Source organism: Leptospira wolffii serovar Khorat str. Khorat-H2, from assembly GCF_000306115.2.
Taxonomy (GTDB): Bacteria; Spirochaetota; Leptospiria; order Leptospirales; family Leptospiraceae; genus Leptospira_B; species Leptospira_B wolffii.
Genome location: NZ_AKWX02000012.1, coordinates 40,842 through 67,183, shown reverse-complemented (window position 1 = coordinate 67,183; position 26,342 = coordinate 40,842). Strand labels below are relative to the sequence as shown.

Below are 26,342 nucleotides of genomic sequence, written 5' to 3'. Positions count from 1 at the left end.
TCTTTCTTTCAAGTAAATTAAATTTCCCAAATGCTTGGAATACATATTCCAAGCATTTACACTTTACGGAATATTGATTTTTCAACGACCGGACGACCCCTTCTTCTCCTGTATTCCTTCTAGAAAAATCATCACGATCGCTTCGAAGGCCATGGTATTGGAGTAAGGGCTCTGAAAAAGATAAGAAGGATTCAGGATACCGTCCACTGCGGCTAATAGTATATCGATAGTCAACTCGGGAGTTATATCTTTTCGTATCAATCCCCGTTTCTGTCCTTCCCTCAGAAGATCGGCCAGGCTTAAGAGCCTTTGCCTTCTGAACTCCTTCATGGTTTCGAACAGATCCGGTCGAACCGTTTCAATATCCCTGGCGAAAGTCTTGGACATCTTGGAACCCAATTCAGAAATGAAGAAAAGTATCTCTTTAAGACGATCCAAAGGATCTCTTTTATGGTCGTTCAGGACCTCGTCGAACTTACTCTGCACTTTCTTCCGAATCAATTCGAAAACCGCATCCACGAGCCTGTCTTTGGTATCGTAATATTTATACAGGGTTCTCTTACTGATGCCTACGTGCTTTGCGATCTGATCCGTATTCGTTTTAGCGAATCCGGAGGACAGAAAAAGCAAGAACGTCCTCTCTAAAATTCTTTCGATCACTAGGATACCTTTTCCTTAGAGATCTTCCCGTCGATTAGATGGATCTGCCTCTTGGCCGACTTGGCAAAATCGGGATCGTGCGTCACCATGATCACCGTAGTCCCGTCTTGCTTATTGATATTTTTGAATATATCCATCACGATCTTAGCGTTTGCGGAATCCAAGGCCCCGGTAGGTTCGTCCGCAAAAAGATACCTTGGCCTCATAACCAATGCCCTTGCGATGGAGACCCTTTGCATCTGGCCCCCGGATAATTGGGAAGGAATATGATCGAGCTTATCCCCTAAGCCGAATCTTTCCAGAAGCTCAATTGCGTCTTTTTTCTTTTCTTCTCTGACTCCCGCCTTCATAGCGGGCATAAGCACGTTTTCCAAAGATGTGAATTCGGGCAGAAGGTAATGGAATTGGAATACGAAACCCATATGTCGATTCCGGAACATATGCAATTCTTTTGGCGGGAGAGATGCCAGATCCTTTTCGTCTATATGCACTTTCCCTTGAGTCGGATCATCCAAGCTACTGATCAAATATAGAAGCGTACTCTTACCCGATCCCGATTTTCCGGTTAAGGATACGAATTCTCCCGCTTTGATTTCCAGACTGACATCCTTAATGATGTCCGTGGGAGGCTTGCCGAAACTTTTTCGAACGTTTTCCAATCGAATGCTCATTATTCCCCCCTTATGATTTCGATCGGAGAAAGACGGCTCGCGGATCTTGCGGGAAAAATACTCGCAATCAGAGTGGCGATGAATGCGAGTAGAAAAGCCTGGAGATAAATTCCCGGCTCGAAGGAAACCGTCATCATTCCGGATTTAGTCTGCATGAGCGGATTCGAGAAGGACACATGTTCGAGTCTACGACAAATCAGGTTCCCCATAATCATTCCTATAACTCCGCCAGCGACTCCCAAAATCAGCCCTTGAATCAGAAAAATCTTAAGTATGTCTCCCGCTTCGAAGCCTATGGACCTCAGAATGGCGATCTCCCTTCTCTTTTGACTGATCACTATATTTAATATATTATAAATTCCGAATCCTGCTACGAGAAGAATGGTACCTACCAGAGCGTATCGAATCGCGTCCTGCATCTTAAAAAGCGAGATAAAAGTCGCATTAACGTCCTCCCAGCTTTGGATTTTTACGTCCCCTTCTTTGGCCCATTCTCTAGCTTTCGGGGTCGCCCGAGAAACGTCCTTCAATCGAACCGCGATATCGCTGATACGATTAGGGGTCTGATTCAAATTCTGAACGTCCGAAAGATTGGCGTATGCGGAAGAATCGTCCACCGCCTTATTTCCCATCTGAAAGGCCCCGACCACTTTGAAAGGAATCGGTTCGGTCTTCCCCGTAGATACGTATACGGTATCGTTTACCCTGGCTCCGAGCAAAAGCCGAAGCCCTTCCCCTATGATCAGCTTATTTCCGCTTTCCTTGATTTCGATAAAATCCCCCGAAATCATATTCTCTCGGATTCGCGCGACCTTCGCCTGTAGTTCCGGCTTGACTCCTAGGATCCGACCCGCTTCGGATATCTTTCCTTTTCTATAAATTACTTTTACTTGAAGTTGCGGGGAACTCGCCTCCACTTCCTCGTCCTTCGAAACTTTCTTGAGCCATCCTGCCTGATTTTCGATCTGGGCGCTATCCCTTCTCCCGGAAGGAGGTACGGACCAAAGCGGGATTTCCTTTCTATCGAATAGAATGAAATCCATATCCTTCTCTCCGATGATTTTTACTTGGGCCGAAATCTTCACATGGGCGTCGTTGTTCACGAGTTGGTCCACTAGATATTCCCGAAGTCCCAGCAAAATTCCCGAAATCACTATATAGGCCGCGGCACCCAATACGATTCCGAATAAGGTCAAGATTGTTTGCTTTTTTCGGGCCGACATTTGCCGGAGAGCGATAAAGAACATCTCAATTTCCCTCCGTAAGGAATACCTTGTCCCCTGGATCTACTTCTCCGGAAAGCAACTCGGCATATTCTCCGTTACTTAAGCCTATGGTGATTTCTTTTGTAGATACTTTACCGTTTCTTAATATTTTTACTTTCCCGGATTTGATACCTCGGATGGGTATTAGAGTCACATTTTCCTTGATAGAAGTTTCGATCGCCACATCCGCCGTCATCCCCGGCAGAATCTCCGTTGGGATATTCTTAGGCTCTATATGTACCTCGAATTGGCCGTCCATGGGATATACGGATTTTACGACTCCTTCGAAGGTCCTGTCTCCCAAAGCCTCGAATCTTATCCTAACCGCTTGTCCCTTCTTCACTTTTACGGCCCCCTTCTCTTCTAAAGAAACCGCAAGGTATCTTTTTCTAAGATCCATAACGGTAACCACGGGAGTTTGGGGAACTACGGTTTCACGATTTTCATAAGCGATATTCGTAACAATGCCTTCTAAAGGAGACCTCATGGTCCCGAAGCTGTCGAAGTCCACCAGAGGAGCTCCTACTTGAACAGTATCACCTTCTTCCACATAGATCTTACGGAGAGCGGAAGGAATCGCGACGCGCAGATGGTATACATTAGAAGAATTTACCGTGGCGAGTCCATATACCGCGTCCACAATCGAGCCTCTTACAATTTCCGAAGTAGGAACTTGTCCTCTTTGTATCTTAAATATCGCAAAAACCAAGAGGACAAGAAGGATAACGGCCACCGCAGCCGTCGATTTGGGAAAGCCTTTCGTCCTCTCCCAACCATTCCAAACCCACGCAGCTACTTTCATATTTTCCTCTTTGTACCAGTTGGACGAATTCACTCCGAATAAGTAAACTATTTTAATGCATAATAGTTTACCTTTATTGATGCCATAATGGCATATTCGGAAACGGAATTCAAATTCCGAGCGATAGAAAGAGTTTATTTTTTCTTATCGTACTTGTCTCGGGCTCGATTCACTTCGGACCAATTTTCCGACACCCAATTGATCAAGGATTGCATGGGTAAGAGTAAGCTAAGTCCGAGAGGCGTAAGCTCGTATTCTACTCTGGGAGGAATCTCCGCAAAGATCTGCCGAGTCAGCATCCCGTCCCTTTCCAAATTTCGTAGAGTGGTCGTAAGCATCCTCTGGGATATTCCGGGGATATTATTCTTCAATTCGGAGAATCTGGCCTTCTTCTGAGGAGATTTCGCAAGAGTTACGATCAGGAAGATGCTCCATTTATCGGCGATTCTAGTCAGAAGTTCCCTAACTGCGGATCCGTCATGCTGAGTACATAAGGTCAAAGGACTGACCTGTGAACTTTTTGCCATTGGTTACCTCCGAGTAAGTTACTAATCTATTTATTACCGTAATAAATTCAACTAAAATTACATTTACAACTTAGTATATTTTAGTAACTAGGTCGTCAAACATACAATAAGGAATTCTTATGAACAAAGAAAGAATCAACAAAATATTATACTGGAGTCTGACACTTCTAGTCGCTCTTCCTATGCTTTTCAGCTCTTATCTTTACTTAAGTAAGGCGGATAAGATACTGGAAGGTTTCGGAAAACTCGGATATCCGGTTTATCTAATCAATATTCTAGGAACCGCAAAATTACTAGGTGCGGCCGCCCTGCTCTTTCCTAAATTCCCGAAGTTGAAAGAATGGGCTTACGCAGGCTTTACCTTTAATTTTATAGGAGCGTTCCTATCGCATATCTTATCGGGCGACCAGGACTTTGCTGGACCTTTAGTATTCCTCTTGATCAACTCGCTCTCCTATTTCTACTGGAAAAAGTCGGAACGAGTCCCGGCGTAAAATTTTCTTTACATTCTCCGCTTTCGATCCACTCTTTCGGTCGAAGGCGAAGAGAATGCATTCTCGAATTCGATTCTTAAAACTCCTTTTTATTCCGCTGTTCTTCTCTTTGTATTGCGTTTCCGAAATCGTTCGGGATTCGCCGGACCAAGGATTTTACAGTTGTATAGGTGAGGACCCCTCCAATATACAAATCGCGGAACTCGCTCGCCGTGTAGCCTTACGCAAGGACCCGAGAATGAATACTTGGACTAAGCTTTCTTGCGAAATCAGATATCTAAGCGACGGAGAAGAATGGTTGGTTTTATTCTTTCGGCACGACGATGTTCCCGAGGACGTTTTAATTCTTCACGGAGCGGAAAGCATCAGCGTTCTGATATCCGCTAAGGACATGAGAATTAAAACGGTGAGTTCTAATGTTCGTTATTAGGAGGATCCGATGATTAGAAAATCGTTTTATTCTTTCTGTATTTTATTCCTTACGATCGGATTCGATTCATATTCTTCTCCTCAGATCGCCCCGGATGCGGCTAAGATTAAAGAATATGCCTCCGATATTTCCTCTATCCGTCCTTTTCGAAATTATCGCAATATATCTTCTTTGAACAAAGCGGCCGATTTTATCCATCAAACATTTTTAAACTTCGGATATTCTCCCAAAAGGCAGTATTTCCAAGTAGACGGATCAAAATACCAGAATCTGGAAGTTCGCATCGGACCGGTAGGATCCAAAAAGATAGTGATCGGAGCTCATTACGATGTGGCGGGAGATCAGGAAGGTGCGGACGATAATGCATCGGGAGTCTCGGCTTTATTGGAAATTGCGAGAATCGTAAAAATCCGGGAAAAGAATCTTACTTCTGAAATCATTTTAGTCGCCTATTCCTTGGAAGAACCTCCTTTTTTTCGAACCGACAAGATGGGTAGTTATGTACATGCCAAATCTTTGAAAGATAAAAATGAAAATATAGAACTTATGATCAGTCTGGAAACGATAGGATATTTTTCCGAAGCAGACGGATCCCAGGAATACCCGATCTTTCCGTTGAAATGGATCTATCCGAATCGAGGTAATTTCATAGCCGCAGTCGGAAGAAGGAAAGAATCCAAATATCTAAAGATCCTAAAGAATGTTTTTCAGAACGAGACGGACCTTCCCTGCGAGACCTTAATCGCTCCAGAAAGTTTGGAAGGTGTGGACTTTTCGGACCATCTGAATTATTGGAAGTTCGGATACAAGGCCCTGATGATCACCGATACCGCTTTCTTAAGAAATAAAAATTATCATCAAAAGTCGGACACTATGTCGACTTTGAATTTCAACAAGATCGCGGAAACGGTTCGGGCGATCCTCTCCCTTCTTTTAAGCGATAAGATTTGACTTTTCGAATCCGGCAATTCCCCATCTTGGTATGTCGAAGAATAAGGATCATCTTGCAAGCGTTCGAAAATTCTGTCTCTCATTGCCCGAAGTAGAAGAGTTCAAAGCGATGGGAACGATCAAATTTCAAATAAAAGGAAAAGGTTTTGCCATCTATGCGGAAAACCACCATGGAGATGGTCGCCTTGGATTATGGCTTAAATCGACTTTCGATCGGCAGGAAATCCTATTGGAATTCGATCCTGATCGCTTTTTTAAGCCTGCTTATGTGGGAGCGAGGGGCTGGATTGGCTTACATCTGGAAAAATTCTCGGATACCGAAATGAAAGAGCAGATAAGAGAAGCTTATAAGCTGGTAGCTCCTGACAAATTATTACGGAAGATAAATCGAATATAGATTTACCTTCTTCCGAAACGATAACCGTAATCCTCCCAAAACCTTGCGTTAGGAATGCTTGGGTCATTCTTCTCTCTATACTCTTTCCTTAGACCGGTCAGAAAGAACATGGCGGTTCTTCCCTTATTCTTAACAGGTATCCTTCCTCTGGATTTAAACTGAAAAAAGTCCTTCGTGAGATTTACGACCGCTTGAGACACATTCACTTTACCCGGTTCGCTATTCGATTCCATGCGACTGGCAAGATTTACAGTGTCCCCCCAAACGTCGTAAGAGAATTTTCTAGCTCCTATGACTCCGGCAACCAGAGGTCCCGAATGCACTCCGATTCTGGCCGTCCAACCCGGTCCCGCCTTTAACTCAGCTAATTCCTCCAATCTTTCCGTCATTTCCATTGCCGCGAGTAAGCTGTCCACTGCATGAGAAGAACGATACGTAGGAACTCCGGCTACGCACATATAAGCATCGCCTATGGTCTTTAATTTTTCCAATCTGTGCGTCTCGGTAACCGAATCGAAATGACGAAAGCAAAAGTCCAACTCCTTGACCAGTTCGTGAGGTGTTAATTTTTCCGCAATAGATGTGAATCCGTAAAAATCAGTAAAAAGCACTGTGGCTTGAGTTATAAGCCTAGGCTCGGAAGTTCCGGATCTCTTCAATTCTTCCGCAGTTTCTTTGGGAAGAATATTCAGTAAAAGTAATTCTGTTTTCTCCTTTTCCTCCTTGAGAGAAAGATCCGCATCCCATGCCGCCTGGGCCAATTCTTTTCCTATAAAGGAGAACCAAGCGATCACTAGGACGAGACTCGTAAAGTAAAAATAACTCCGATAGCCGGGATCCAATTTCAGAATCGGTTCGAAGAAATAGGGAAGAATATGAACTAAAACGAAAAGAAGCGCAAGAATCGTTTCCATTGCGTAGATGAAGATTTTCTCTTCGGGCGGAAAAATATAAAAAGGGAGAGCGAAACTCGCTATAATATACAAATCCAGCCCGGCTTCCGGCGGGAGAATACTAGAAATCATGAAAAGCTGCATGCAGCCCGCGATCGCAAGTAAGACTCTCGCGGACCTATGCCTTTGTTTAACATTGCAAAATAAAACGCAGGCGTAACCGGCTACGTTCACGATCCAAAGCAGATACAACCAAAGCGGGAAGTAGACTCCGAAAATCGTGAAAATCACATAATAGATCACCGTAAAAAGGCCGGAAATCAGAACGACCGCATTCGTGGCGACGATGTATCTTGCATCCGGGCTACCTCCGGCTCCTAAAGACAATAATCGTTTCCAGATCGTATGAGGAAACTTGCAATAATCCAACCAAGTACGGGTCATGAGGGCCAGATTCTTAGGCTATTTTCCGCCTTGGAAAGCCACATTTATCCCGCTTTCCCAAAAAAAGAGTCCGGAAAATAGATCTTATTTTAAAATATTTCGATCCCGAGAAGCACTAACATACTTAGAAAATGATAAAAATTTAATGGACTTTCCTTTACCCAGGCCCGATCTCGTATGTAGTAAGGAAAACAAATTGAAAAAAATATTGTTCACGTTAGCGTTTTTTGCGTTCAGCGCCCTTTCCGCTCAAACTCTTCCGGATAACGGAATCGATACCAAGAATTCTCCGGATAAGACGATTTCCGATCCGAAACGCAAAGATTGGAGTTTCGGATATACCTTAAAATTCCTATCCGAGCAATATGTTCCGGCTGAATTCTACCGAGCAAAACAACGTGATAGCATGGACACCGATTATTCGGATCTAAAAGACAATCGGAAAAATATATCCGCCTTATCTTTCAACTATTGGATTCCGGACAAGAATCTCAAATTCGAATTCTCAAACCAGTCCATTCTAATCGGAGACGCGTATTATAATGAGAGTATAATATATACCTCTTCCCAAGTCTACTTCGACAAGGTCTATCTTACACCTACCCAAAGGAGAGACACCAAACTAAACGCCTTTTTTTCCTTTAAAGAATCCCAGTTCCTACAAATGGAAATCGGAGGCGGGATACGAAATATCTATAAGAGAAGAACTGCAGGTAGATCCTCTTCGGTTTTCGAAGAAGAAATGCAGACATTCGGTCCTCAACTGTCTTTTAAGGCGATCCTAAATCCTTCCGGCGATTTTAGAGCGACTTTATCCATGGATCTCTTTTCCACACAGGGAGAAAGATCCTACAAAAACGATCTTCTATATTCTTCCGGAGGAAACACTTATTACCAGACGTACCTTACCAATCCGCATACTAAAGGTCGATTCCAAGGTTACGAAATCGACCTTTCTTTCGGATACAGGATTTGGAAGAATCTTGTCCTATATATAGGCGGTAATTTTATCAATAGTTGGTTCGACTACGACGGGTTCCAAGATACTGTGTTCACCTTTAGCAATTCTCCTACGGGGCCGAACGCGTTTCCAGTATACAGAGGCCGTTACCAAGAGACCTTAAAGGGATTTTACCTAGGACTCTCCGCCCAATTTTAAGACGGATCAATCCAAAGGCATCAGATATCTGCTAGTCCTTCCTTCCAAAGGATCGTAGATTTCTATGGAGTATTTTCCTTCCATATTGCAACCTTTTTGTTCGCAGGCTTCCATGAGTTTCGGATAGACCCGGACGATTCCCACAAAGATAGAAAGAAAATTCTTCAGAGGAAAATCGGCCACGAGATAACGACGGGCCTCGATGGTCCTTAGCTTCAACGGAAGGGATAAACCTTCCGGAACATTGTCCACGGGAGAAAGGAATACCGCTCCGACTTCGGATCGCAATTTTTCCTTAGGAACCTTATTCGGATTATCAAAATACATTCCGAAAAGTTTATATCCTTTGAGTCCTTTTTCGGGAAACTCTTTCTGGATCACTTCGAATGTTTCGCCTACATTACGATAATCGCCCGTTCTTTGATGGGTAAGGACGTAGAAAGGTCCGAGAGTTTCTTCTCGGACTTGGATCGGATCGAATCCACCCAGATAATAATAGAGTCCCGTCGCGAATATGACTAATGTCAACAAAGCGTAGATGGAAATTTTCAATTTCATAAAAGCCCCTATAAACGAGGAAATAGAAGATTCCTAAAATCTCGGAAAAGCAAGCGGGAATTCGGTTGTAGGAGGAAAGAAAAAGGAAGTTCTATTTCAAACTAGATTCGAGAAGACCGTATTTTTCCTTCACCTTTTTGATTTTGATATCCATCTCTTTCCAGAGACTTTCCTTTTGGGGATGGAAAGTGGCGAATACGCCTTGGCGGACTAGGTCCACGATTTCTTCCAAAGAGAAATCCAAAAATCTCCATAGCTTGAAATATTCGTAAGTCAGATTGACGTTGAAAATTTCAGGATCGTCGGTATTGATACAGAGAGGAATTCCCTGGTCGTAATAATAGCGGACCGGATGATTTTGTTCCTTACGAACGTATTTACCGGTAAACACATTAGACGTAACACATATTTCTATCGGGATCTTGTGTTCTCTCAAATAATTTACGAGTTCCGGGTCTTGGATGGCGGAGGTTCCGTGTCCTATTCTTTCCGCTTTGCATAATTCCACCGCTTCCCAAATCGCCCAAGGGCCGTCGTCTTCTCCCGAATGCGCGACCACGCGCAAGCCTGCCTCTCTGGCTTTTCGGAATACTTCGGCATAATCCCTGGCGGGTCCCATCAATTCGGCTCCGCCGAGTCCGATTCCGATCACTTCCTTGTGCTTTAATTTAAGAACGCGATTCAGGTTGTTCATCGCATTCTCCGGTCCGAAGGAACGGGAAACGTCCACCAAGAGTCTGATTTCGATTCCGTCTTTGGTCTTTTCTTCACGGATTCCGTCCACGAGTTGCTGGACCATTTCCTCGAAATCCAAACCGTTTTGGATGAACTTGGAAGGAGCAAAGAAGACTTCCGTATAAAGGATATTATTGGTCCTCATGTACTCGGCGAGACTTCCTACAAAATGATATAAGTCCGCGGGTTCTTTGACGAGACTCTGTATAAAGAAGAATACCTGAATAAAACCGTTCAGATCCTTGAAATTGAATTTTGCCTCGAATTCCTCGTCGCTGAGCTGGATCGAATTCTTAGCCATAAGCTTCTTCATGGTTTCCTTATTTACGCAGGCTTCCAAGTGAAGATGGATTTCGGTCTTAGGCAACTCTCGTATGAAATTGATTACGTCCTGATCCTGGAGTTTTTTGGAGGAAAGATCGGTAGGCTCCAGAAGAGCAGAAGCTGTGGATCTACCCGCCTCGAAAGATTCGGTGTCACCTAGAATCCAACGAGGAGGATTTTCTATCTCCAGATCCAAGAGGCGGACCCTCTCGTTCAGTAGATTATTGATCTGCTTGTCGAAAGAAATCTGTAAGGAAGAAGAATAAGGACGATCCGCGGGGAGTCGGCTCTTCAGACGATTCAATTCCGAGACGTCCCGATCCAGGATTCTGATTCTGTCTAAAATTTCCGCGAAGGTCAAACCCACGAGAGCAGCCTAAGAGAGCCCCCTCCGGATTTCAATTCGGAAAAAGATTCTCGTGGTTTTCCCCTCATCTTTTCCGGAATTCCGCCGATCTTAGAAAAAGCGCCGGAGGATTTTGTCGCATGATCACAACCAGGAAAACGTATCTACCATTCGCCCTGCCCTCGATTTCCGAAAAAGCGATCGAAGAGGTGGCTGCGGTACTACGCTCCGGCTGGATCACTTCCGGACCCAAGGTAAAGGAATTCGAAGAAGAATTCGCCAGATACGTAGGAGCCGATTTCGCTCTGGCCATGAATTCCGCTACTGCGGGTTTACATCTTGCGCTAGAGTCCATCGGACTCTGCTCCGAGGACGCGGTTCTTGTCCCTGCAGTAACGTTTACCGCGACCGCCGAGACGGTTTGCTATTTCGGGGCAGAACCCATTCTGACCGACGTGGATCCGATCCATAATATCATGACCGAGCATTCTTTTCGCCATACCATAGAAAGAGAATGTATCTTCTCCAAAGGAAACCTGATCCACAAGAAGACCGGCAAGACCGTCCGGGCAATGATGCCGGTGCATTTGGCGGGAGTTGTCTGCGATATGGACGTATTGAATTCTCTCGCAAGAGAATATCATCTTTATGTAATCGAAGATTCCGCGCACGCATTCCCGGCCAGCTATAAGGGCAAGAAAGTGGGAACTCACGGGGATTTCACCGTTTTCAGTTTTTATGCAACCAAGGGAATCACTACCGGAGAAGGCGGAATGGTCACCACCCGTCACGCTCACTTTGCCGAGAGAATGAAGCTCATGCGACTGCACGGAATCAATCGAGAGACCTACGGGCGCCCCGGCTGGTACTACGAGGTCGTGTCACCCGGATTCAAGTATAATATGAGCGATATCGCCGCCGCGATCGGTCTAGTGCAATTATCCGAAGCGGAGGATCTCTGGAAGAGAAGAACGCAAATCGCGGATATCTATCGCTCCGAATTCTCCCAACTCCCTTTCCTACACATGCCTCTACTCGCTAAGGACGGAGAACATTCCTGGCATCTATTCCGTGTGGAAGTGGATACGGTTCCCGGAAAAATCAACCGGGACATTTTTTGCGCAGAATTACACAAACGCAATATAGGCTCGAGCCTTCATTTCATTCCTTTATACGAGCATCCTTTTTACCAAAGGTTCGGTTATGAAAGAAGAAATTATCCGAACGCGGATGCGATGTACAAGAGAACCCTTTCTCTTCCTCTGTTCGCCGGAATGACGGACGCGGACGTAGAGGACGTGGTCACAGCGGTGAAAGAAATCTTTTCGGGCTTGTAAACCTATCCCGTCTTTACTTAAAGAATATATAAAACAAAAACACCTTCACGAAGAGGACTAGGAAACCGTCCTCCAAGTCGGAGGCTTCTTCCGCCTTGTCGAAGGAAGAAAGAGCGATCATCCATTCCTCCACTTCTTCGGCGATTTCAGAATCCTCGAAAGAGGCCAAGTCTATCTTCTTATACCCGGAAGAAGGAATTTCCACCCCGCATACGGAACATAGATCGGAAAGAATTTCCAAAGATTCCTCTCTGACTAAGGAGGATAAGTCGCCCATCTCCTTGGTTTCCATAAGAACCGCCTGGCCCAATTCCAGAACGTCTTCCATGACAGCCTCGGAACCTTCCTCATCTGCGAGGTCTCTCCAACCTCGAAGAGCATCCAATACGAGATCCGCTAATTCCAACACTCTTTCTCCCGCCTCTTTTTTATCGGCTTCGGAAAGATTCTCTGGTAAGCCTTGCAACCATGCGGTTTGAACGGCTTGTATGGCGCCTTCTCCGCTACTTAAAAAACGAAGCAGAAGGTATACTAGGGCCCAAGCATTCTCCTTATGTTCTTTTCGGAGATAGAAGGATTGGATGGAGTTGAATTCTTTGAGAGAAAAGGACATGTTCCTACAAAATTTCTTTCGGAAAACGGGAAGACAAGCAGAATGCGGACGCAATATTCTTTGCAATTGCATCCCTTCCTAGGAATTCTTTCCGTATGTCCCGATTTAAAGCCGCCTTAATCCAGTTGAATAGTCGGGCGGATTTGGATTTCAATCTGCAAAAATGCGAGAAGTTGGCGGAGGAAGCCGTTTCAGGCGGAGCCAAACTACTAGGGCTTCCGGAGAATTTTCCATTTCTGGGATCGGAAAAAGAAAAGCTGGAAAGAGGAGCCGAAATCGAGACGAAGACCCGCTCCTTCCTGGAAAACATATCAAAAAAGAATAAAATAACCGTTTTAGCGGGAGGTTTTCCCAGCCCGGCGCCCGGCGGGAAAGTTTATAACACCGCCGCTCTTTTCGGTCCCGATGGGAAAGAAATATTCCAATATCATAAAATTCATTTATTCGATACCGACCCTGGAGACGGAGTGGAATACAGGGAATCCCGGAGCGTAGAGGCGGGCAAAGAAATCCCTCCCGTATATCGTAACTCCGAATTGGGAAATATTTCCTCCGTCGTATGTTACGATTTGCGATTCCCCGAGTTATTCCGTAAATTGGCGGATCAGGAAAGCGATATCGTATTCGTCCCCGCGGCCTTTACCAAGCTAACCGGGGAAGCTCATTGGGAAGTCCTACTCAGAGCGAGGGCGATAGAAAACCAATGTTATATTCTCGCTCCCGCACAAACAGGAACTCATTCAGGAGGTAGAGAAACTTACGGACATTCTTTGGTTGTCGATCCCTGGGGGAGGATCCTAGCCGACGCGATGGAAGGGGAAAAAGTGATCCTTGCGGATATAGACTTAGAAGAAGTGAAAAAAGCGAGAAAGAAAATCCCGGCCCTCCGACACAGAAAGATCGGATTATAAGATTTAAAAAAACCCGGTTTTTCTATGACCGAAAAATTCTTCCAAAGGATAAAACCAAATTAGGAAACTACCTATGATCAAAAAAATATCCCGCTTCCTGGCCCTCCTATTCTCCGGTTTTATTCTTCTAATTTTCCTAATTCTTCTTTCTTTCCGGATCGCTGCCTCTCTCCGAGAAAAGGAAAATAGAATCTCATCCGCTCCGAATTCGGGGAAATTCGTAAAAGGAGAAGATGTCGAAATCTTTATCCAAGAAATCGGCCCTAAGGACGGCAAGGTCGTATTATTCGTACACGGAATGGGCGCCTGGAGCGAAATCTGGAAGGATATCCAACACTCCATCGCGAGCAAGGGATATCGTACTATTTCCATCGATCTACCTCCTTTCGGCTTCTCGGAGAGACCGGATATTTCTTCTTTCAGCACTCGGACCCAAGGAAAACGAATCCTGGGAATATTGCATAGTTTAGGAATTTCTAAAGCGATTCTGGTGGGCCATTCTTTCGGAGGAGGCCCGACTCTCCACGCCGCCCTTTTAGAGCCGAGCATCGTGGATAAACTCGTATTAGTCGACATAGCTGCTCAAATCGAACCTAGTTACTCGGCCCCGGAAATCCCCGCTTACGTTCGATTCGCACTCGATAAGGACTGGATCCGCAATCCGATCTTTTCCGCAACGGGGACAAACCCTTTTCTTACTAAGACATTATTCCGGTCCTTCGTGAATAAGAAAGAAGCGATCACCGACGAAAAAGCGGCGATGATACGAGTGCCGATGAGACTAGAGAATAGCACCGAGTATATGGGGAAATGGATGGCACAATTCGTAACGAAAAACGACCCTTCTCTCTCGGAAGATCTCCCGGTTAACGTCTCCGGAATGAAGATGCCGATCCATATTCTTTGGGGAAACCAAGATACGGTTACTCCGATAAGTCAAGGTGAGAACTTGGCAAAGGCCTTGCCGGGTTCCCGATTGAAAGTCTTAGAAGGTCTAGGACATATTCCTCAATTGGAAGATCCGAATCTTTTTCTTTCCGCGCTTTCGGAATGCTTGGAAAAATAGATCCTTACTCGGTCTACAATAGAACGCGGCAGTCTAGTCCTATAGGCAGCTTTTTTATATAAAATATGATGACTACCAATTCCTGCGATCTCTGGAATCGTCCTCGTCGCCATGAAGAATCGTCTCCAAAAGGTCCCTTACTTCCGTGATCAATTCCTGGCGTAATTGATTCTTAATTTGGCTCAGTTTCTCTTCGAATCGCATTTTTTCGTTCAACTGATGGTACTGAATCGTTCCTAGTTCGGCCAAAACGGAATTCAACAAAGAGCCTCTTATTCCCAAGGAAAATAATAATCGTCGGAACCAGGAAAAGGAATCCGAAAGACAATGATAGCCTAACTCGCAAAAATGATCCTTAGTAGAAGAATCGGAAAGTAGTCCCATTAATTTCTGCTTATGTTTAAAAAGAAGAAGTAATAGATTCAAAACGGAGGAATTTCTGAAGGAATATTTTTCATTGAGCGCCCGTAAAATTTCCCTGATTGCAGCATCCTCCGAAGGACAAACGAATAATTCCGGAGTTCCTTCGGAATAGAACGCGTAACTCAATAAGGCGGGATCCTCCTGCACGGACTTGGCAATCTTCGAATCCCAGGCGACGTCCCGTCCGATTCCTAAGGAAAGAAATTTTCCCAACGCTCCTTTTCCGTTTAGAACCGCCTTTCTCAAACCGTTTTCGACGGCCTTTTCTCTCGCTTCTCTTGTAAACGTATCCGATTCCAAAGATTTTTGAGATACTACTTTAGCTAAACGAAAGAAATCGCAGTATGCCGAATTCGATTTCATAAGATGACCTAGTTTTGCGAACTCTTCCGAGAAGATACTTTTACGCACGAATATAGGATCCGAGGAAAGAAGATTGGATTCCTCGGTTAAAACGTTTTCTCTGAGGGAAATCAGATTTTCAGCCAGCTTAGGACTATTCTCCACGAGTTTCGGAATCACTTTCTTAGCATATAAATCGGATACCAGATCGAATAAGACGTCGACCTCCTGGTCGGGAATATGCACATATCCGCAACCGATAGTGGGCGTTAATATTCCCTCCTCCTCTATAAACGAGTGGATAAGCGCCAAACTATCCTTAATCACATCCGTATGAATTATGTTTTTATAATATATTTTCCGTAATAAATCCTTCGGTATATCCCGAGCTTCCGAATCCACCCCCGGAGAAGTCCCTTCCGCCAACGAAGCCAATAGGAAAGGCAAGGATATGTCCGCCCCTCTCTGGGAGATAATCTCGTAAGTCCTTACGGCCCAGGCGGATTTTCTCATGCTTTCAAAGAATACGCTTTTGATATTTTCCGGGTTGGTCTTTTTCGAAGAAAAGGATGCTAATACGTTAAAGGCTAACTCTAGATTACCGTTGGTCTTATTGAAGAATATCCTGGGTATGAGAAGAATCAGACCTTCCTGCACCAAGGATCTAAGCTCCTCCAGAAATTTTGGATCCAACGCAGACATGGCCGGAATCGAGGGAAGTTTTCCGCCGGCTAAACCGACGAGACTGGAATTCTCCGCAGCGGTCACCAATAATCGTTCCGTCTCGGGGCTAAAGTAAGGCCGCTCTCCGTGAGGATAAGAATCCTTAGACTTGATCTTAAGATAGGCAGGCCTAAAGTTTAAATATTTCCCGGAATATTGCTCTCCCGTGGGTATGGCTTCACTTGCATTCATTTCCCATTCCCCGCATTCTCATAATATAAGATACGATTAGTTTTCATTATATTTTATTATTTTATTAATTTAATATAACGAAATGCACTAATATTTATACACCTTTCACCCGTAAGGCAAGCAGTAAGGCATCCGAAGAATTACTAAATTATTCGTATTTGCGGCAAGATTGGAATATGTCGCATATCTTTTTTGCAATCCCGTTTGCTGCTCTGTCAACTTTTCATCCCGGAATCGAAAATCGGGTCGATTTTTTCCGGAGATCGCAAGTCCGAATGATGGATTCGCATCTATAGTCAAAAAATAGACCGGAATCTCCTTGCTACCGCTGCTCGAAGAAAAAAGATAACTCGCATGATATTACATCCCTGGCACGAAGCGAGCCCCGGCCCGAACCCACCTCACGAAGTCCACGCCCTAGTGGAGATTCCGTCCGGAAGTAAGGCTAAGTTTGAAGTGGATAAGGATTCTGGCCTCATCAAGTTGGATCGTGTCCTATTCGCATCCGCACATTACCCGGCACATTACGGATTTATTCCCCAAACTCTGGGAGACGATAAGGATCCTTTAGATATCTTAGTCTTATGTTCCGAAGAAGTCCCTCCGCTCTGCCTAGTTCCGGCTAGAGTCGTAGGAGTTATGCGTATGATCGACAGAGGAGAAGGTGACGAAAAGATTTTAGCCGTCGCCTCGGGAGATAGGAGTTTCGACGGAATCGAACACGTATCCCAACTCCCAGCCTCCTTTCGGGCGGAAATCACTCACTTTTTCTCCGTTTATAAGCAATTGGAAAAAAAGGAAGTGCGTGTCGAAGAACCGGAAGGTCCGGAAATCGCGAAAGATTTAATCGTCAAAGCATTAGATTTCTATAAAGAAAAATTTCCGAAAAAGTAGAATGATCTATCCGGCGAGTTTATACACCTCGCTGGATTCCGACTTCCCTTTCACCTTGACCGTTCCCAATTTCTCCAGGGAATATTTCCATGCATTCTTCAATTTCTTGAAAGTTTCTTCGCTTAGAAGCAGATCCGTATCGAACTCCTTTGTGAGTCCTTCTATGCGGGAAGCGAGATTCACCGCATCGGAGATCACCGTCCCGTCCATTCTCTCCTCTTCTCCTATGGTTCCGAGCATCAGGGTTCCAGTATGCAAACCTATTCCGATCCGGATCGGTTCGTATTGCCTCTCGACCCTAAGTCGATTCAATTCCCGAAGCTCCTCTAACATTTCCAGGGCGGCTTCCAAAGCCTGGTCTGGAATACTCGGAAACAGAGCCATGATTCCGTCGCCTAGATATTTATCGATGAAGCCGCCGTGCTTACGGATAATAGGTCCCATTCTTCTCATATAAGAATTCAGAAAATCGAAATTATCTTTGGGAGTCATCTTCTCGGATAGCTGAGTGAAGGACCGAATATCCGAAAATAGAATCGTCATCTCTCTCTGAACCTGATCTCCCAAACCGATCTCGGTAATATTCTGTTTATTTAAGAATTTCAAGAAAGCCAAAGGCACGAACCTACTATAAGCCTTGTTCACTTCCAAAAGATTGTCCGAAAGTCTTTCGATATAAAGGAAGGCTTGGGAAAACCGGAAAGATAGTAGATAAGACTGAGCGAATATGAAGACGAAAAGTCCCAAAGGAAGATAATATCCGAAGTTGAGCAACGCTTGCGAATAGAGTATGTCGTTTATAGCGGTGATCGTAAGAGCCAAAACTCCGCTCAAAGCCATGAGAGCACCGTCGGCGCCCGTTCTTACCAAACGAATCAAAACGTAAACCATCCATACGATGTGGAGAAGCATGGATAACTGGAAAGGAATCAGGCTATGAGAGTAAATACTCGCAGGAGTGACTATGACGAGAAGCGACAAGATCCCGTGAAACCAAAGACTGAATTTCCGGATTTTATCGGAGAAGGCGTTCGGAAACAATGCATCCAAGTACAATACGAAAAAAGGAACCGCCACGTACAGGGACAAATATTCCAGTTTATTAAAGAACTCCCAAGGAAGATTCGGAAATTTATAAATGAGATACCTTTCCCCCGTCACGAAGATCCTAAGACAAATGGTAGTACAAAATATACCGAAGTAAAGACCTGTTAAATCCCTTCTTCTTAAAGAATAAAGACCGAAATGGTATAACGCCATAATGATGATACTTCCGAACAGAAACATCTCGCTGGAATTCGCATCCTCTCTATAAGTTCCCAAAGCGTTTTCCGTTCCCAATTGAAGAGAAGCCCAAAGCCCGCCTTTATAATGATGAAAATTGGATACCTCCACCTGAAGAACCGTTTCTTTATCCGGTTGTCCTACCGGAATATAAAGAGGAAGGTACTGAGGACGAGAACTGTTCGAGTCGGTTCCCACGACTCCGTTTCCGCCGATCTTCTTACCGTCCAAATAAATGGCGGAAGCGGTGCCCGAATCCTGGAAATGAAGCGTCAGACGTCCTTGCCCGGGGGCAAAAAGAATTTTTAAAGTATAAGTACCGTAACCGTACGCTCGCAACGGGCGCATGCCCGCAAGATCATGTATCTGATTCCAGTTCCCCGGAACGGTTGTGAATATTCCGTCGTTTGCAGTAGCTTCCGCATCCGGTTTGGATTGTGAAAGCTTCATCCATTGAAATTTCCATTCTCCGTCCAATTTCACGATTCCATCTTCCGCAAAATTCCAATCTCTGAGATCCAAGACTCCCTCCTGAGCCCTGGGAGAAATCTTGGAAGAAGTCCTGGTACCGCAAGACGATAGGAATATAATCGAAAGAACGAGGGGAATAAGAAGACGATTCATAGGCGATAACGATGCCGAATTCGACGAAAGAATCATCCGATTTTTCACGCCTACGAAGATAAGATCCGAGTTTTTAGCCGGATTTCGAACGTAAAAATACGGGCCCGCTAGTCGGAATTCCTACAAGCCCGATTCGGCGTTATGCCCTTCTATAATCCGTCCGAAAAGGATTTCAGGATTTCATAAATCTCTTTAGGTTTATCCAATTGGATCCAATGCCCGGTACCGGACACCACTCTAAACGGGAATCCGCCTTGGAGACTATGTAAAGAATAGGAATCGTTGTTTGAAGGAACTACTACGGCCAATTTCGCTCCTTTGAATTTTCGAAGAGCAGGATTCGGATCATAATCCAATAATTCGGAAGTGACTCCGATCACCGTATCCTTGGGGATCTTTCCTAAATCGGAAAGGACCCTGACCTTCACTACGGGATTCGAGCCTTCCAAAATCCGCTCCCAATATCCTCTCGTCGTTTCCTCATAGGCATCCGAAAGTAGAGCTTGTTTGATCCGATTGCGCATCGGCTTCGGAAGCTTCTTCGGATCTCCCGCCGCATCCAAGAGAACGAGTCCGACAACTCTTCCTGGATTAGTTCCCGCGTATTCTAATGCTGCGCTTCCGCCCATGCTATGGCCTACCAGGATGAATTTTTTCAATTCCAAGGAATCCACTACGGATCCGATATCTTTCGCTAAGGACGAAATCCTATAATCTCCATCTTTGGGAGGAGTCGATTCGCCGTGTCCTCTCAGTTCTATACGGATCACTCTCCTATCCAAAACGAATCGATCCTTTATATATTCCCAATGCGAAGAATCTCCTCCGAAGGAATGTACGAATACGATGGGAATTCCTCCGTGCCCTTCGTCCGTAAAGGCCACCTTGCCCACTGGTCCAGTCGTGGACCTAAGAAGGATTCCTCCCTTGCAAAGAAGAATGCCGAAAGTAGAGGTTGCTAATGTAATCATAATATAAAAACTCCTAATATGTATTTTCATCTCAGTCCAAAGTTTCCCCGAATTTCTCCCGATAATAATTTCCCCAATGAGGTCGATTCCCGTCCTTGTCTATAAAACCGTATTCGTCGGAAAGTTTCCAACTGCTCCAGGCTTTTCCCGTCTTTTGCATGATATTCGGATCGGAAGCGAGACCGGCGAGAGCCCTTCCTACGAAAGCCGGAGTCTCCGAAGCGATGAAGTGCGCTTCCTTGGCGACTGCATCCTTCCAATTTTCCTCACTTACTCCGAAATAATCCAACATCTCTTCGGAACGTAGAAAACCGGGAGTTAACGAAAGCGCGGCGACTCCACCTTGCTTCAATTCTTCGGAAAGACAAAGAGCAAGATTGATGACTGCGGATTTTGTAAGACTATAGGGGAGATTTCCACGATACCTATAATCTATTCCGTCCGTAACCTCCACCAATAGTCCCGAGCCGTTCTTAAGTAAAAGGGGCGCCCCGAAATAAGCGGTGATCATATGGGAACGGATGCAATTATTAAACATTTTGAATGCTTTATCCAGATCTTGCTCCCAGAATTTCTTTCCCCATTCCGAGAGATGCTCTCCCCCCCAAACGTCGTTGACTAAAATATCCAGTTTGCCGTCGGTCCGGGATGCGACTTTTTCAAAAAGTTCCCAGACTTGATTCGGATCCGTATGATCCGTTCTTATCGGGATTCCGACCCCACCGGCTTTTTCCACGAGTTCCGCGGTTTCCTCTATGGTCTCTTTTCTTCCTATCTCGGAGTAGTTCCCGGTGCTACTACGCCCTGTCACAAATACTGTGGCCCCTTCTTCTCCCAATGCGATGGAAATCCCACGGCCGGCGCCCCGGGTTCCCCCCGCGACCAAAGCCGCTTTTCCTTTCAATTTTCTCCCGTTCATGGAGCCAGCATAAACCGGGATAGATGACAATGTATGTCATATTTAAAAAGACGGTAGAATAAAAAACATGACACTCTCCGTCATATTAAGGCGCTATACTTTCTAAGCATGAGAGCCGATCGCCTCCTCAATATTCTACTTCACCTACAGGCAAAGGGAAAGACAACGGCCAAAGAACTTTCCAAAAAACTGGAGATTTCGGAAAGAACCGTACATAGGGACATGGAAGCATTATCCGCCGCAGGAGTACCCATTTTCGCCGAACGAGGAATAGGCGGTGGATGGAGCCTAAGCGACGGATACAGAACGAATCTGACAGGATTCAAGAAAGAGGAAGTACTCTCGCTTTTCCTACTACAATCTTCGCGGGTGTTGGAAGATCTGGGAAAGAAGAAGGATTTCGATTCCGCTTTTATTAAATTATTGGCGGCCCTTCCTCCCGCTTATAAGAAAGATGCGGAGACCGCAAGACAAAGAATCCATATCGATGGAGCCGGCTGGAATCGCGCCATCCGAGACCTTCCTCTTCTTCCCGTACTACAAGACGCAGTGTGGGAGGAAAGAAAACTCAAGATCGTATATGAAAAAGACGGCAAGCAGGAATCCAGACTATTGGAACCATTAGGACTGGTCGCAAAAGATACGATCTGGTATCTCGTGGCAAGAAGAAGTAGAGAGATGAGAGTATATCGGATCTCCAGAATCATAGAGGCAAAGATAACGGAAGAACGCTTCGAGAGACCGAAAAAATTCGATTTAGCCAAATATTGGGAAGAATGGCTCGTGGAGTTTCGTTCCAGACTCCCTCAGTATCTCGCAAAGATAAGAATCAAAGAAGAAGATGCCGTAAAGATCAAAAATCTACCCTACGCCAAAATCAAAAACGTATCTCCGCCTAGGAAAGGTTTCGTAATATATGAATTGGATCTGGAAGCCAAGGAATGGGCGTTAGGAATGATGCTCTATCTAGGAGAAGCGGGAGTGGTCTTGGAACCCCAGGAATTAAAAGATGCGGTGCTGAAAAAAACCAGGGCGATTCTGCAAGCCTACGAGGAATAATCAAAAGGATATAGTCGGAGGATTTCTCGGAACCCATTCGGATATTTTTTACATATTTTCGCCCTAATGATGTAAACTAATGCCGAGACGCGACGGAATGATTTTGCAAAATCCGAAAGCTTCACGCATTGATTTTTTTCTAAAAGGAAAAGGTTGGTTTTCGATAGCTCACTCCTTCTAATATAAAAAATGATATCGACTAATCAAAAGAACTATTGGATTCGGAGTTCAAACTTCTTAGAGAGCGTGGATGAAGCGGTATTAATCGTGGATTCCAAGGGAAAATTGATCGATTCGAATCCTTCCGCTCATGATTTAGGTCTGGTTCCTCATAAGAACAATGTTAGGGATAATATTTGGTATCATGTCCTTTCCCAAAGAGACCCTAAAGAGCATATCCCTCTGACTCTAAGAACGGAAACGGGAAAGCATAGATTCATTTGCAGATGCATACCTGTTCTAATGGAAGAAAAAGAGCCCGCCAAAGCGTTCCTTTTCCGAGATATCACTCAGCAAAAAAACGCGGAGTCCAGGGCCAAACGATACGAGACTCTTTACAGGAGAAGGGAAGCCAAGGTAAGAGAATTAGAAATACGTGATAAACTTACCGGATTATTCAATAGAGATTACACAATCGAGGCCTTCCGAACGGAAGTTTATCGAGCGGAAAGAACCGAATCCGGCATCGGAGTCGTATACTTCGATATCGATCGATTAAAAGGGATCAACGAATTTTATGGAACGAGTAAGGGAGATATATTCATCCAAGCATTAGCCGCCATTCTTTCCGAAAATACCAGAAGAAGCGATATTGCATGCAGGATCGGAGGAGAAGAGTTCCTACTCCTTCTCCCCGGAGCGAGTCGCGCAATCGTTTTAGAAAGAGCGGAAAAAGTCAGACGCTTGTTCTCCGAATTCCAAAGCGCGGAAATACCGGAAGATGTCAGATGTTCCGTATCCGTGGGAGTTGCCATGTACCCCCAAGACGGAGTCAACACGGACGATCTTCTCCACGAAGTCCAAGCGGCGGTTTACATTGCAAAGCGTTCGGGAAGAAACAGAGTCGTTTCCACAGGAACGTAAAAGGAGTAAACGGTTTCCTCTTGTATGTAAAAATCAACTTCGACTCGACAAAAACATCCTCTCCTATGCGAGGTCACAATCTATAAAACAGAATAAAAACTGTGATGAAAATCCATTTCATAAGCCTTTTTATTGGCCTTGACATAAGTTTGCATAGTCGAGTAAAATTAAAAGCGGCCCTGGTTTCTATGATAACCTATTCAGAAATTCAACAAACTCTTTCCGCTCATAAAGATGAGTTAGAAGCATTAGGAGTGCAAAAACTTTTTCTTTTCGGTTCTACGGCCAGATAACAAAATAACGACAATAGTGATATAGATCTACTCGTTCAATTTCGTTCCGGTCAAAAGAGTTTCGATAACTTTATGGATCTATCTTTCAAGTTGGAAGATATCCTAAAAGCGCGCGTAGATCTATTAACGAAAGATTCGCTTTCGGGAAACATAAAGGATTCCATATTAGCTGAGGCTTTGGATATTGAAATCTGATATGGGTTACATCAGACATATCAGGGATGAGATTCTCTTTTTAAAGTTAAAATATGCAAATTAAGTTCATAGCCAATTCCTCACCGACGAAGTCGCAAAAAGAGCATTTGTACGCAACATCGAAATAATCGGCGAGGCATCGAACAAACTTTCGGATCTTTTTAAAGAAAGGCATTCTGAAATCGATTGGAAAAAATTATCCGCGACTCGAAATCGTCTGGTTCACGGGTATTTCGTCGTAGATTATGATATAGTATGGGACTTAGTAACGAACAAGATTCCTATCTTAGAGATGCAAATTGATTCGATTTTAGAAAAAGAAAGATAATAGCATCACAGAACAACAAAATAGTTCTCTGCAAATTCCTCTTCCAAGAATTGGGAGATCAAAAATCTTAATCGGCATTTATTAAAAAAATCCAAGGAATACTATTCATGCAATTCGTAGAAAAATTCGAAGGAGAAAGAGCGAGAGAATACGAGAATCGAATCGGGAAAATGATCCCTATGTACAACGGAATCTTGGAACTAGTCCCCACTCTCCTTCTGGAACTCACGCCAGAAAACGGAAACATCTTAGGAGTAGGTTGCGGGACAGGCGGAGATTTCAAGAATCTGATTCGAATCGCTCCGGAACGGTTTCGGATCACCGGGATAGACCCTTCTCCCGAAATGATAGAACAGGCCAAAGCCAAATTTCCGGGTATCCGATTCTTTGCGGATACGGTCGACAAACTTCCATCAAACGAGCTCTATCATTCTATCACTCTTTTATTCGTTCTGCATTTTTTGCCCGATGACGGAAGTAAACTTACTTTATTAAAGGATATCTATTCTCGCCTGAAAGAAGGAGGAAATTTGATCCTCTTCGATCTATATAATTCTTATAAGGATGAAAAAATCCAATTTGCACATGCGGCTTCCTATCTGCGAAATTTCCAGGGATGGAAAGAGGATAACCTACGTATATACTTGGAAAGGGTTTCCCAATTGCATAGAATTTCCGGAAATCGATATTTGGAACTCCTACAGGAAGCGGGCTTTATAGAGAATCGACAAATTTTCCAATGCCTGCATGTAGGAGGATGGCTCGCAACTAAGCGGGTTTAAACGAAGAAGTCAGATTCTTTGCGGCTAGCTTTTTCTCATAATGCGTTCTGGAAGCCGCGTAGATGGTCTTTTCGAACGTAGCGTAGACGATGCCGCCATCATCCTCGTATTTTAAAGGGAGATCGAAAACCGTTTCTCCTTTTTCTAATATTTCCTTTTTCGTTTTCTCGATCAACTCTTCCGTGATCAGAAATTTCGCCTTCACCTTTTTTAGAATAGGTCTCACAAACTTGACCCTTGCCGCCTTATCCCAGACCACGTAGTCCTCTCCTAAGATCCACATCATCATGAGCATGAAATAAGGATCGACGGAGCTATATATGCTTCCTCCGTAAACGGTTCCTACCCTATTTAGGGTTCTGATGTTCTTCCTTAAACCTACATGCAATTCTCGAAAATCGGAGGAAAGAAATTCTATTTTTCCGCCCGTGCACCAGACGCAGGGCCAGTAATTCAGCCGAGTGCGGAGCCACCAGGAATTTGCGGATTCTTTCTTATCGGTCGGATATAATTTCATACTGTATTCGGACTCCTCGTATTAGACCCGAACTAGCGTTCGTTCAAAAGACGATCCGAAAAGGAAAGTCTCGAGCCTACTTAACTCAAGAAAAGATTTCGTTCGTAGTTTGAAAATCCTCTTTTTGATTTCCGTTTGTGATGCGATTTTTTTAGGAAGAAACGTATATTTTTCCACCTGAATCTCCCTAAAATGTATATATATATATAATATACGAATGGAGTTCCCTGATTTTGCCAGTATCACCAGACTCGATTGGGATTCGGGAACCTTAAAAAAAAAGTGAATCCCCCGCTAAATTAATCCCGGCTTTTTCGCTTGCTCGAAAAACGAATCCGCTAAATCCTTCCGTCCGAAAGAAAGAGGTAACGAACCCCATATGATATCCCCGGCATTCGGCGAATTTTTAGGCACATTCACGTTGATTCTCCTAGGCGATGGAGTAGTTGCCGGAGTTCTATTAGAAAGATCTAAAGCGAAAGATTCCGGCTGGATGGTCATAACTTCCGCATGGGCCTTCGCGGTCATGTTGGGGATCTTCGTTGCCAAAGCTTTCGGTAGCGCGGATGCACATTTAAATCCGGCCGTCACCCTTGCCTTTGCGATCCAATCCGGCGATTATTCCAAACTTTTAACCTATATTCCCGCCCAACTTTTCGGTGCGTTTTTAGGAGCCTTCGCCGTCTATCTACATTATCTGCCCCATTGGAAAGAAACGGGGGATCGAGGAAAAATTCTCTCCGTATTCTCCACAGAACCGGCAATCAAGCACGGAACTTCCAATTTTATCAGCGAGTTTTTAGGAACCTTCCTGCTTATTTTAGGAGTATATTCCATCTTCTCCCCTCAAATTTCGGGTTTAAGCGTTCCTTTCGGAATCTTCTTCGTAGGAATTCTAGTCTGGGCCATAGGCTTATCCATGGGGGGAACCACCGGCTATGCGATCAATCCAGCCAGGGATCTCGGCCCGCGATTGGCTCATTTCATATTACCGATTCCGAATAAAGGACCTTCGGGTTGGGAATATGCTTGGTTGCCCGTAGTCGCTCCATTGGCGGGCGCAACCGCCGCAGGCTTTCTTTTAAAAGTATTCTTATCTTAATTTCCGAACCGTAAAATAAGAACGAATG

The 26,342-nt window shown here is 44.5% G+C and carries 28 protein-coding genes and 1 pseudogene; 15 read left to right on the top strand and 14 right to left on the bottom strand.

Annotated elements, in window-relative coordinates; genetic code table 11:
• Positions 1-81: 81 nt before the first annotated feature.
• The 5 genes from LEP1GSC061_RS09385 to LEP1GSC061_RS09365 all read right to left on the bottom strand — a co-directional run bounded on the left by LEP1GSC061_RS09385 (position 82) and on the right by LEP1GSC061_RS09365 (position 3,925).
• Complete coding sequence (locus LEP1GSC061_RS09385) at positions 82-660, bottom strand: TetR/AcrR family transcriptional regulator (protein ID WP_016545411.1); 579 nt, start codon at positions 658-660, stop codon at positions 82-84.
• Entirely contained in the window at positions 660-1,331 is a 672-nt protein-coding gene (locus LEP1GSC061_RS09380) for an ABC transporter ATP-binding protein (protein ID WP_016545433.1), read from the bottom strand. Before LEP1GSC061_RS09380 ends, LEP1GSC061_RS09385 begins: the two co-directional genes overlap by 1 nt.
• Positions 1,331-2,578 carry an ABC transporter permease gene (locus LEP1GSC061_RS09375; protein WP_016545339.1) on the bottom strand — a complete coding sequence of 416 codons (1,248 nt, stop codon included), beginning with the start codon at positions 2,576-2,578 and terminating at the stop codon, positions 1,331-1,333. The genes LEP1GSC061_RS09380 and LEP1GSC061_RS09375 overlap by 1 nt, the downstream gene beginning before the upstream one ends.
• A gap of 1 nt (position 2,579) precedes the next feature.
• Entirely contained in the window at positions 2,580-3,398 is an 819-nt protein-coding gene (locus tag LEP1GSC061_RS09370) for an efflux RND transporter periplasmic adaptor subunit (RefSeq protein WP_040508374.1), read from the bottom strand.
• 134 nt (positions 3,399-3,532) lie between these two features.
• The gene (locus LEP1GSC061_RS09365; RefSeq protein ID WP_016545343.1) at positions 3,533-3,925 is read right to left on the bottom strand and encodes a winged helix-turn-helix transcriptional regulator; all 393 of its coding nucleotides are present in this window, start codon (positions 3,923-3,925) and stop codon (positions 3,533-3,535) included.
• A gap of 119 nt (positions 3,926-4,044) precedes the next feature.
• Here LEP1GSC061_RS09365 and LEP1GSC061_RS09360 point away from each other — a divergent pair, with 119 nt between their 5' ends.
• The 4 genes from LEP1GSC061_RS09360 to LEP1GSC061_RS09345 are packed head-to-tail and all read left to right on the top strand — an operon-like array spanning position 4,045 to position 6,197.
• Positions 4,045-4,419 (top strand): DoxX family protein, encoded by a 375-nt coding sequence (locus tag LEP1GSC061_RS09360; RefSeq protein ID WP_016545276.1) that lies wholly within the window; start codon positions 4,045-4,047, stop codon positions 4,417-4,419.
• 55 nt (positions 4,420-4,474) lie between these two features.
• Entirely contained in the window at positions 4,475-4,849 is a 375-nt protein-coding gene (locus LEP1GSC061_RS09355) for a hypothetical protein (RefSeq protein WP_016545273.1), read from the top strand.
• Positions 4,850-4,858: 9 nt separating this feature from the next.
• Positions 4,859-5,800: a M28 family peptidase gene (locus tag LEP1GSC061_RS09350; RefSeq protein WP_016545142.1), complete on the top strand. Its 942-nt coding sequence runs from the start codon at positions 4,859-4,861 to the stop codon at positions 5,798-5,800.
• 31 nt (positions 5,801-5,831) lie between these two features.
• Positions 5,832-6,197: an MmcQ/YjbR family DNA-binding protein gene (locus LEP1GSC061_RS09345; RefSeq protein WP_016545372.1), complete on the top strand. Its 366-nt coding sequence runs from the start codon at positions 5,832-5,834 to the stop codon at positions 6,195-6,197.
• A gap of 2 nt (positions 6,198-6,199) precedes the next feature.
• On the opposite strand, the gene LEP1GSC061_RS09340 is transcribed toward LEP1GSC061_RS09345, so the two are convergent.
• Positions 6,200-7,534, bottom strand: coding sequence for an adenylate/guanylate cyclase domain-containing protein (locus tag LEP1GSC061_RS09340; protein ID WP_016545306.1), 1,335 nt, complete (start codon positions 7,532-7,534; stop codon positions 6,200-6,202).
• 196 nt (positions 7,535-7,730) lie between these two features.
• On the opposite strand from LEP1GSC061_RS09340, the gene LEP1GSC061_RS09335 reads away from it, so the two are divergent.
• Positions 7,731-8,693, top strand: coding sequence for a hypothetical protein (locus LEP1GSC061_RS09335; protein WP_156844533.1), 963 nt, complete (start codon positions 7,731-7,733; stop codon positions 8,691-8,693).
• Between the two features lie 6 nt (positions 8,694-8,699).
• Here the strand turns inward: LEP1GSC061_RS09335 and LEP1GSC061_RS09330 are convergent, their stop codons facing one another.
• Positions 8,700-9,245: a GyrI-like domain-containing protein gene (locus tag LEP1GSC061_RS09330; protein WP_040508466.1), complete on the bottom strand. Its 546-nt coding sequence runs from the start codon at positions 9,243-9,245 to the stop codon at positions 8,700-8,702.
• A 97-nt stretch (positions 9,246-9,342) separates the two neighbouring features.
• Positions 9,343-10,677, bottom strand: a complete 1,335-nt coding sequence (add, locus tag LEP1GSC061_RS09325; RefSeq protein ID WP_016545336.1) for an adenosine deaminase — start codon at positions 10,675-10,677, stop codon at positions 9,343-9,345.
• Positions 10,678-10,796: 119 nt separating this feature from the next.
• Between add and LEP1GSC061_RS09320 the strand changes: the two genes are divergently transcribed.
• Positions 10,797-11,993 carry a DegT/DnrJ/EryC1/StrS family aminotransferase gene (locus LEP1GSC061_RS09320; RefSeq protein WP_016545308.1) on the top strand — a complete coding sequence of 399 codons (1,197 nt, stop codon included), beginning with the start codon at positions 10,797-10,799 and terminating at the stop codon, positions 11,991-11,993.
• 13 nt (positions 11,994-12,006) lie between these two features.
• Here the strand turns inward: LEP1GSC061_RS09320 and LEP1GSC061_RS09315 are convergent, their stop codons facing one another.
• Positions 12,007-12,606: a hypothetical protein gene (locus LEP1GSC061_RS09315; protein ID WP_016545405.1), complete on the bottom strand. Its 600-nt coding sequence runs from the start codon at positions 12,604-12,606 to the stop codon at positions 12,007-12,009.
• A 95-nt stretch (positions 12,607-12,701) separates the two neighbouring features.
• Between LEP1GSC061_RS09315 and LEP1GSC061_RS09310 the strand changes: the two genes are divergently transcribed.
• Positions 12,702-13,517 carry a carbon-nitrogen hydrolase family protein gene (locus LEP1GSC061_RS09310; RefSeq protein ID WP_016545140.1) on the top strand — a complete coding sequence of 272 codons (816 nt, stop codon included), beginning with the start codon at positions 12,702-12,704 and terminating at the stop codon, positions 13,515-13,517.
• A gap of 73 nt (positions 13,518-13,590) precedes the next feature.
• Positions 13,591-14,583, top strand: coding sequence for an alpha/beta fold hydrolase (locus LEP1GSC061_RS09305; protein WP_016545211.1), 993 nt, complete (start codon positions 13,591-13,593; stop codon positions 14,581-14,583).
• A 72-nt stretch (positions 14,584-14,655) separates the two neighbouring features.
• Here the strand turns inward: LEP1GSC061_RS09305 and LEP1GSC061_RS09300 are convergent, their stop codons facing one another.
• Entirely contained in the window at positions 14,656-16,263 is a 1,608-nt protein-coding gene (locus LEP1GSC061_RS09300) for a hypothetical protein (RefSeq protein WP_016545363.1), read from the bottom strand.
• Positions 16,264-16,620: 357 nt separating this feature from the next.
• On the opposite strand from LEP1GSC061_RS09300, the gene LEP1GSC061_RS09290 reads away from it, so the two are divergent.
• A complete protein-coding gene (locus LEP1GSC061_RS09290; protein ID WP_198014259.1) occupies positions 16,621-17,157 on the top strand; it encodes an inorganic diphosphatase in 537 nt (178 codons plus the stop codon).
• 6 nt (positions 17,158-17,163) lie between these two features.
• Here LEP1GSC061_RS09290 and LEP1GSC061_RS09285 read toward each other — a convergent pair whose 3' ends face one another.
• From LEP1GSC061_RS09285 to LEP1GSC061_RS09275, 3 genes are all read right to left on the bottom strand, one after another.
• A complete protein-coding gene (locus LEP1GSC061_RS09285; RefSeq protein ID WP_040508372.1) occupies positions 17,164-19,065 on the bottom strand; it encodes an adenylate/guanylate cyclase domain-containing protein in 1,902 nt (633 codons plus the stop codon).
• A 149-nt stretch (positions 19,066-19,214) separates the two neighbouring features.
• Positions 19,215-20,036 carry an alpha/beta fold hydrolase gene (locus tag LEP1GSC061_RS09280; protein WP_016545423.1) on the bottom strand — a complete coding sequence of 274 codons (822 nt, stop codon included), beginning with the start codon at positions 20,034-20,036 and terminating at the stop codon, positions 19,215-19,217.
• Positions 20,037-20,067: 31 nt separating this feature from the next.
• Complete coding sequence (locus LEP1GSC061_RS09275) at positions 20,068-20,955, bottom strand: SDR family oxidoreductase (RefSeq protein WP_016545198.1); 888 nt, start codon at positions 20,953-20,955, stop codon at positions 20,068-20,070.
• A 108-nt stretch (positions 20,956-21,063) separates the two neighbouring features.
• Here LEP1GSC061_RS09275 and LEP1GSC061_RS09270 point away from each other — a divergent pair, with 108 nt between their 5' ends.
• From LEP1GSC061_RS09270 to LEP1GSC061_RS09255, 5 genes and pseudogenes are all read left to right on the top strand, one after another.
• Positions 21,064-22,014 (top strand): helix-turn-helix transcriptional regulator, encoded by a 951-nt coding sequence (locus LEP1GSC061_RS09270; RefSeq protein ID WP_016545165.1) that lies wholly within the window; start codon positions 21,064-21,066, stop codon positions 22,012-22,014.
• A 189-nt stretch (positions 22,015-22,203) separates the two neighbouring features.
• Complete coding sequence (locus LEP1GSC061_RS09265; RefSeq protein ID WP_040508371.1) at positions 22,204-23,097, top strand: sensor domain-containing diguanylate cyclase; 894 nt, start codon at positions 22,204-22,206, stop codon at positions 23,095-23,097.
• A 314-nt stretch (positions 23,098-23,411) separates the two neighbouring features.
• Complete coding sequence (locus LEP1GSC061_RS21900) at positions 23,412-23,585, top strand: toxin-antitoxin system, toxin component (protein WP_232218425.1); 174 nt, start codon at positions 23,412-23,414, stop codon at positions 23,583-23,585.
• A pseudogene (locus LEP1GSC061_RS22005) lies at positions 23,575-23,913 on the top strand (HepT-like ribonuclease domain-containing protein). Before LEP1GSC061_RS21900 ends, LEP1GSC061_RS22005 begins: the two are co-directional and overlap by 11 nt.
• A 107-nt stretch (positions 23,914-24,020) precedes the next feature.
• Positions 24,021-24,695, top strand: coding sequence for a class I SAM-dependent methyltransferase (locus LEP1GSC061_RS09255; RefSeq protein ID WP_016545425.1), 675 nt, complete (start codon positions 24,021-24,023; stop codon positions 24,693-24,695).
• Here the strand turns inward: LEP1GSC061_RS09255 and LEP1GSC061_RS09250 are convergent.
• Positions 24,682-25,212, bottom strand: a complete 531-nt coding sequence (locus LEP1GSC061_RS09250) for a DUF4442 domain-containing protein (protein WP_016545320.1) — start codon at positions 25,210-25,212, stop codon at positions 24,682-24,684. The two genes, LEP1GSC061_RS09255 and LEP1GSC061_RS09250, sit on opposite strands and share 14 nt — an antisense overlap.
• Positions 25,213-25,591: 379 nt before the next feature.
• Here LEP1GSC061_RS09250 and LEP1GSC061_RS09245 point away from each other — a divergent pair, with 379 nt between their 5' ends.
• Complete coding sequence (locus LEP1GSC061_RS09245; RefSeq protein WP_016545292.1) at positions 25,592-26,314, top strand: MIP/aquaporin family protein; 723 nt, start codon at positions 25,592-25,594, stop codon at positions 26,312-26,314.
• The last annotated feature ends 28 nt before the right edge of the window (positions 26,315-26,342 follow it).